General features: G+C 41.4%; 7 protein-coding genes. All 7 read left to right on the forward strand.

From position 1 onward, the window contains the following. On the forward strand, positions 1–513 hold a 513-nt coding region (locus ENL20_06190), incomplete at its 5' end, for a 2-oxoacid:acceptor oxidoreductase subunit alpha (GenBank protein HHE38143.1). Between the two features lie 54 nt (positions 514–567). Continuing rightward, positions 568–1,389 carry a 2-oxoacid:ferredoxin oxidoreductase subunit beta gene (locus ENL20_06195; GenBank protein ID HHE38144.1) on the forward strand — a complete coding sequence of 274 codons (822 nt, stop codon included), beginning with the start codon at positions 568–570 and terminating at the stop codon, positions 1,387–1,389. Between the two features lie 2 nt (positions 1,390–1,391). Next, positions 1,392–2,633 (forward strand): 2-oxoacid:acceptor oxidoreductase subunit alpha, encoded by a 1,242-nt coding sequence (locus ENL20_06200; GenBank protein HHE38145.1) that lies wholly within the window; start codon positions 1,392–1,394, stop codon positions 2,631–2,633. Between the two features lie 3 nt (positions 2,634–2,636). Then, positions 2,637–3,392, forward strand: coding sequence for a 2-oxoacid:ferredoxin oxidoreductase subunit beta (locus ENL20_06205; protein ID HHE38146.1), 756 nt, complete (start codon positions 2,637–2,639; stop codon positions 3,390–3,392). Next, positions 3,385–3,912, forward strand: a complete 528-nt coding sequence (locus ENL20_06210; GenBank protein ID HHE38147.1) for a pyruvate ferredoxin oxidoreductase — start codon at positions 3,385–3,387, stop codon at positions 3,910–3,912. The genes ENL20_06205 and ENL20_06210 overlap by 8 nt, the downstream gene beginning before the upstream one ends. A gap of 117 nt (positions 3,913–4,029) precedes the next feature. Then, positions 4,030–4,383: a four helix bundle protein gene (locus ENL20_06215; GenBank protein HHE38148.1), complete on the forward strand. Its 354-nt coding sequence runs from the start codon at positions 4,030–4,032 to the stop codon at positions 4,381–4,383. A 38-nt stretch (positions 4,384–4,421) separates the two neighbouring features. Then, positions 4,422–4,829 (forward strand): heterodisulfide reductase, encoded by a 408-nt coding sequence (locus ENL20_06220; GenBank protein ID HHE38149.1) that lies wholly within the window; start codon positions 4,422–4,424, stop codon positions 4,827–4,829. Positions 4,830–4,936: the final 107 nt, after the last annotated feature.

A 4,936-nucleotide genomic window follows, 5' to 3' on the forward strand; every position in this document is an offset into this window, starting at 1 on the left:
CATGTAACCGGTCTAACCCATGATGATAGAGGTTATCCGGTAATGACCGAGAAATGCCAGGAATACAATGTTCATCCTCTATTATGGAAAATTTTGAATGATAGAGATGAGATTGCGGAATTTAAGGAAAGTAATACAGATGATGCTGAAATTGTGATCATTTCCTATGGAGCATCCTCTAATACTGCCCAAAAAGCAATGAAGCAGGCAAGAGAATTGGGCATTAAAGTCGGAAGTCTCAAACTCGATACTGTTTGGCCCTTTCCGGATAAAAAGATCACCGAACTGGCAGAGAAAGTAAAAACACTGATTGTTCCTGAAATAAATTATGGTCAGATAGTTCTGGAAGTCGAACGCTGCAGTTATGGACAAGCAAATGTGGTCTTTGTCTCACACGGAGAAACGGAAATAGATAATCCAGATAATTTGATCTCGATCATTAAACAAAGTCAGAAAGAAAAGCAGGTAAAGAAGGGAATTATCGAGTATCGGAATGAAACGAGGAGAGGATAAATGGAGTCTAAAGAAATGGCTGAAAAAAATGTTCTTCCCAAAGATGTTCCAACAATGGATGTTCATCCTATGGATGATGTCCTGCGTATGGATAGAATTCCTCATATCTGGTGTCCTGGTTGTGGAATTGGAACTGCTGTTACCGCTTTTGCCGAAGGTCTGAAAAAAGCTGAAATAGATCTGCAAAAAACCTGTATTGTTTCGGGAATCGGCTGCACCGGAAGAGTTGCAGGTTATGTCAAACTGGATTCGTTCCACACAACTCATGGTCGAGGTATCGCTTTTGCCACCGGCATCCAGGTCGCTAATCCGGATCTGAAAGTGATCGTCTTCTCCGGCGATGGCGATATCATGTCTATTGGTGGTAATCATTTTATTCACGCTGCTCGCAGGAATGTTAATATGCTCGTGATCTGCGTTAATAATTTTATTTATGCTATGACCGGAGGGCAGGTCGCACCGACAACTCCTCACGCTGCTTATGCTACAACTTCACCTTTTGGAGCTGTTGAACCTCCCTTCAATATTCCTTATATCGCAGATTCTTCCGGAGCAGTTTATGTAGCGAGATGGACTGTTCTTCAAGTGCGCCGGCTCACGGATTCCATTGCGGAAGCATTGAAAAAACCCGGATTTTCCGTAATCGAAGTTATATCTCCTTGTGCGATGTATTATTCCAGGATCAACAGACTCGGTGACGGACTCGATATGATGAAATTTTATCATGATAATACAGAGATCAGACACGGTGAAGATACGAAAAATCTTGATATCGGATTTCAAACAAAAATTATTGTGGGAAAATTTGTAGATAGAGAAAGACCTACTTATATGGACTCATATAATAAATGGCTTTCCGGAACAGTGAAGGATTAAAAATGAAAGCAAATCCAAGAGATGTAAGAACAGGAACTTATTATATGGATGGCGATATTGCAGCCGGTTATGGAGCATTAGCTGCCGGGTGCAGATTTATCGGTGGTTATCCAATCACTCCTTCGACCGAAGCTGCAGAATCATTCGCGCGTATCGCTCCTCAATCAGGAGCCGTATTTGTTCAAATGGAAGACGAACTCGCTTCTGTTGCTTCCATTATGGGTGCAAGTTGGTCCGGCGTCAAAACAATGACAATAACTTCCGGTCCCGGCTACTCGCTGATGATGGAAGCTATTGGTTTAGGAGCAATGATGGAAGCACCTTTTGTCATCCTCAATATCCAGCGAGGTGGTCCTTCGACGGGTGTTCCAACTAAAACTGGTCAGGCAGATATGATGCAGTCCAGATGGGGTTCACACGGAGATTATGAAGTTATTGCGATCTCTCCTGATTCCCCGCAGGAATTATTTGATTTTATGATCAAAGCTTTCAATCTGGCAGAAAAGTATCGTTGTCCCGTGATGGTCATGTCTGACGAATGTGTCGGTCACATGTCGGAAAAAGTGGTAGTTCCTCCGGCAGAAGAGATCGAGCTCGAACCGCGTCGGATTTATACCGGTCCCAAGGAAGAATATTTGCCTTTCAAACCTGATCAGGATCTTGTTCCGAAGATGGTGAAAGCAGGTGATGGTTATAATTTATATGTTTCAGGAGCAAGTCATGATGAAAGAGGTTATCCCATCATCTATCAGAAAGGGAAAAATCAAAGTGATTCAACTGCGAGGAGATTGGTCGATAAGATAAGACTTAATGCAGATAAGATCATTGAATTGCATGAAGAAAAATTAGATGATGCCGAAGTGGTCGTTGTTTCTTACGGAATAACATCGAGAGTTGCTGTCAGGGGAATCGAACTGGCAAGGAAGAAAGGGATAAAAGTTGGGAAACTGCGGCTGGTAACTGTCTGGCCCTTTCCTGATCAGAGAATTTCCGAACTGGCAGCAAAAGTCAAAGCATTTGTAGTTCCTGAAATAAATTACGGACAGGTCGTTTATGATGTTGAACGGTGCAGTCATGGAGAAGCGAATGTGGTGCTTGTTCCTCACGGAGGAGCAGGAGTTCATGATCCTGAAGATATTCTGGAAGCGATCGAATATGCAGCTACGGAAAAGAAGAAGATAAGAAAAGTTATCATCCGGAAAACTCGACTTGAAAAAAAAGTTTTTGGCGGAGGTTTGAAATAAAAAATGAATCCAATTATAACTGCTTTTGCAAATGGCATTAAAAAGTCGGGAATCGAACTTTCCAAGATTGTAGTTGTCTCGGATATTCCGTTTGATCCCGAAATTATAAAAGAATTAGGAATCGACTTTTTTCATACGACCCGCGGTCGGGCAATCGCTTTTGGCACCGGCTTAAAACTGGGAAATCCGGAATTAAAAGTGGTTGCTTTTATCGGTGATCTGATGACTATCGGCGGGAATCATCTTGTCCATTCCGGAAGAAGAAACATGGAAATGCTGGTTATTTGTGTGAATAATTTTGTGTATAAAGAAATCGCAGGAACACCGTCTCCTTCCGTTACTACCGGATTTTCCGCTTTTTCTACTTTCGAAAAACCTTTCAATGCTCCTCACCTGGCAAATTCCTGTGGAGCAGTATTCACCGCCAGATGGACAGCCCTGCATACCAACGATCTCACAAATTCGATCGCTTATGCTTTACCAAAACCAGGATTTTCCGTGATCGAAGTTCTCTCACCCGGTCCAAATTTTTATCAGGATATTAACAAGATCGAATCTGAACTGCTGAATTTCTATTTTCAAAATTCCATCACCAAAAATAAAGAGGATACCCGCAATGTTGAAATTACTGCGGATGAAAAGATTATCACGGGGGAATTTACAGATAAGAAAAAAACAACATTTATTGACTCTTATAATGCTCAACTTGGTAAAATTTTAGGTGATAAATTTATCCCTCTCGGAGGACAAAATGAGTGAGATTAGATTTGCCGGTTATGGTGGACAGGGTATTATCAGGTCAGGAATTATTGTGGGCAAAGGTGCTTCTATTTTTGATAATAAATACGCCACGATGAATCAGTCATTTGGTCCGGAAGCAAGAGGTGGAGCGTGTAGTTCCCAGGTTGTTTTGTCCGACACGAAAGTACTTTATCCTTATGTTACGGTTTCAGATGTTCTGGTGGCAATGTCTCAAGAAGGTTATGATGTATTTGAACCGGAATTAAGCGAGCAGGGATTACTTCTCATAGATGAAGATCTGGTAAAATTAAAACCGATTAGAGGTAAAATTAAAATGTTTTCTATTCCTTCAACCAGATTGGCAGAAGAATTAGGAAACAGGATCTTTGCCAATGTGGTTATGCTGGGCTTTTTTACTGCTGTGACCAAACTGGTTTCCAAAGAAGGAATGGAAAAAGCAGTTGCGGATTCTGTTCCGGAAAGGTTTGTTAAACAAAACTTGAGAGCGTTTCAGAAGGGTTTTGATTATTTTAAATAAAGGTTCAGAGGTTCTGGGTTCAAAGGTTCAGAAGTCCTGGGTTCAGAGGTTCTGGGTTGCATCGTTCCCAATCCCCTGATTGGAAATGCAACAAACTAAACTATAGATGGTGAAGAAATGAGAATCGAACGATTTGAGGATATTGACGCTTGGAAGTTGGCACGAGAATTAACTCGTAAGGTTTATGTTCTCACAAAGAAGGATAAATTTTCTCATGACTTCGGTTTGAAAGGACAAATTCAAGCAGCAGCAGGTTCATCTATGCATAATATTGCGGAAGGATTCGATGCAGAGACAAATCCGGAGTTCATTCGTTTTCTCAGGTATGCAAAACGATCTTGCACCGAAGTCCAGAGCGAACTTTACGCAGCTTTGGATCAGGAATATATAATGAAAATGGAGTTTCAGGACGGATATGATCATGCGGGACGCACTCGCGTCGCCATTATACGATCAAAGAAAAAAAGGTAACCTTTGAACCCTGAACCTCTGAACCAAAAGGAAAAATTATGAGCTACCAAATTTCAAGAGATATCATTAAAAATGAACTTGTTCAAAAAATAGAAGAACTTTCCGGGCAAACTGTTTTCGACTGCTATCAATGTGGAATGTGTTCAGCCGGATGTCCGGTTGTCGAGTATATGGACATTATGCCTAATCAGATTATGCGTCTTGCTCAATTCGGAGCAACAGCTGATGTTCTCAATTCCGAGACTATCTGGATTTGTTCTGCCTGTCTGCAATGTTCGACGAGATGTCCAAAAGGGATAGAAGTTGCTAAAGTTATGGAAGCTCTTCGTTCTATTAATCTTCGGGAAAGGATCGGAACTCTTGATCCAAATATGATCGAGACCGAAGATCTCCAAAATTTACCTCCAATTGCTCTTGTAGGTGCATTCAGGAAATTGACTGGGTAAAAAGGTTCAAAGGTTCAGGGTTCAAAGGTTCAAAGGTTTGATGAACGAAACGAAAGAATCAATAGTCCCGTTCTTTAGGGCGGGGAATCAGATGAATGAAAGAATGG

The sequence above is a fragment of the Candidatus Cloacimonadota bacterium genome (genome assembly GCA_011372345.1).
In the GTDB taxonomy this organism is placed as follows: Bacteria; Cloacimonadota; Cloacimonadia; order Cloacimonadales; family TCS61; genus DRTC01.